Raw genomic sequence first — 1968 nt, 5'->3', positions numbered from 1 at the left:
TTCACGCCGGCCACCGCATTCAGACCCTGGGCGATCGAATCGTTGCCGAACGCATTGGCGGCCGGTCCCACTGCGATCGCGTCAGTGCCGGTGGGAACACTGTCCGCCAGCACCGAATTGGTGTGGAAATATTTGATCCCGCTGCCATTGTTGATGTTGGAAATCGCTGTCGTATTGGCCGTGACCTGCTGGTTGGTGGCGAACAGCTGGGAGCCGTTCACCGCATCCGTGCTCGTCGCGTTCAATGCAGCCGGCGCCATGTTGGTGATGGTCACCGGAGACCCGGCTCCCGCGCCGCCGGTCGCACCGAGCGTGATCTTCGTACCACCCGCCGCGTCGTACTTGACCGCGACATTGGCCGTGTTGTCGATATTCGTATTCAGCGCGGTCAACGCACCGGCGACCGTCGTCTGCGCCGTGGGTCCGCTTACGGCCCCGGTCGTGCTGACGGTGTTGACCGGCTGGCTAAAGCCGGTCAGATCGCCGGTCGCCGCGCTATAGCTGGCGCCGCCGCCCAAGGTGCCCGCGGTCGACGCGCCGAGATTATTGACGCCGGTGACAACCGTATTCAGCTGCGAGCCGTTGATTGCGTCGGTGCTCGCAGATGAAATCACACCCGCCGCCACGTTCTGCAGTTGCCGCTCTTTACCAGCGGAGCCAACCGACACCACGCCATTGGCCGCGCTCGCGATGCCCGCCGCCGTGCCGCCATAAAGCGCAGTGGTGCCCGTATGTGGCGCTGCGGTTGTACTGCCCGCCCCCAGCGCGACGTCGTTCGCGTTGCTGGCTGACGCGCCGGCACCCAGCGCGATCGCTTTGGCCTGGTTGGCCGCCGCCGAATCGCCTAACGCCAACGCGCTCGCGCCGTTCGCGTTGCTCGCGTTGCCCAGCGCGACCGCGCCTTGACCATTGGCGGTATTGCCGTTGCCCTGCGCTACCGCGCCATCGCCCGTGGCGGTATTGTTCGCGCCCACGGCGACAGCACCATTACCGGTCGCGGTATTGGGATCGCCAATCGCGACCGCGCCGTTGCCGCTCGCGGTTTGCGCTTGACCGAGCGCGACTGCGCCCGTCCCACCGAGTACCTGGGAGTTATGGCCGCCGGCGAACGATCCGGCGCCGGCTGCTGCGGCGACGGTGCTGCCGTCGCCGATGGCAACCGTGGAGGCGGCGAGCGCTCTTGCAGCATTGCCGATGGCGGAAGCATTGGCCGCGTTAGCCGTTGCGGAGGTACCCATGGCGAGGGCATCTGTGTTGGCGCCCGTCAGAGCCGAATCACCTATCGCGATGGACGACGAGCCAGCCGAGCTCGCGCCGGAGCCGATCGCAATTGCGCGAATGCCGGACGCCGCGGCGCCTGCCACCGTCGCCGGGGTAGACGCGCCGCCTTCCGCAACGGTATCGGATGACCCCAACGCTATTGAATTAGCACCGGTGGCTTGTGAGCCGTTCATCATGCCGAGCGAGTTGAGCCCTGAGGCGGCGGCGCCCGCTCCCAAAGCCACGGCATTCTGTGCCGTCGCTTTGGACACTGTGCCGGCGGCGAGTGAAGAGGGACCGGACGCAGTCACGTCCGTGCCGATGCCAATCGCACCCGCCGCCGTTGCGCCCGTGCCGGCGACGGCACGCGGCCCAAGATAAACGGCGTTGAGTCCGCTGGCGATGGACTGAAAGCCGACAGCGACAGCATGCGTCCCGGACGCTGTGGCGATATAACCGATCCCGACGGCTGCCGGCCCGCTTACCACCGACTGGAAGCCAATCGCAGCGGCATAATCGGCGGTTGAGGTAACGTCAGTGCCAATCGCAATGGACCCCGTTCCCGTCGAACCGGTGCCCGCCGCAGTGCGCGCTCCCAGATAAAGGGAGTTTGCACCGGTGGCACTGGCTCCCGCACCAACGGCTATACCGTTGGTTTGCGAACCGGTGGCGCCGCCGCCCAATGCGACGGCGCCTGACGCGGCAGCG

Annotated in this window: 1 protein-coding gene; it reads right to left on the bottom strand. The window is 66.8% G+C overall.

Translation table 11 applies throughout. The features are described from left to right. The coding region (locus tag BM438_RS44490) for a beta strand repeat-containing protein (RefSeq protein ID WP_425270773.1) at positions 1-1968 on the bottom strand (1968 nt) is incomplete at both ends.

The organism is Paraburkholderia aspalathi (genome assembly GCF_900116445.1).
Taxonomy (GTDB): domain Bacteria; phylum Pseudomonadota; class Gammaproteobacteria; order Burkholderiales; family Burkholderiaceae; genus Paraburkholderia; species Paraburkholderia aspalathi.
Note: the sequence above shows the minus strand (reverse complement) of the source record. Positions and strands in the feature narration are given on the sequence as shown.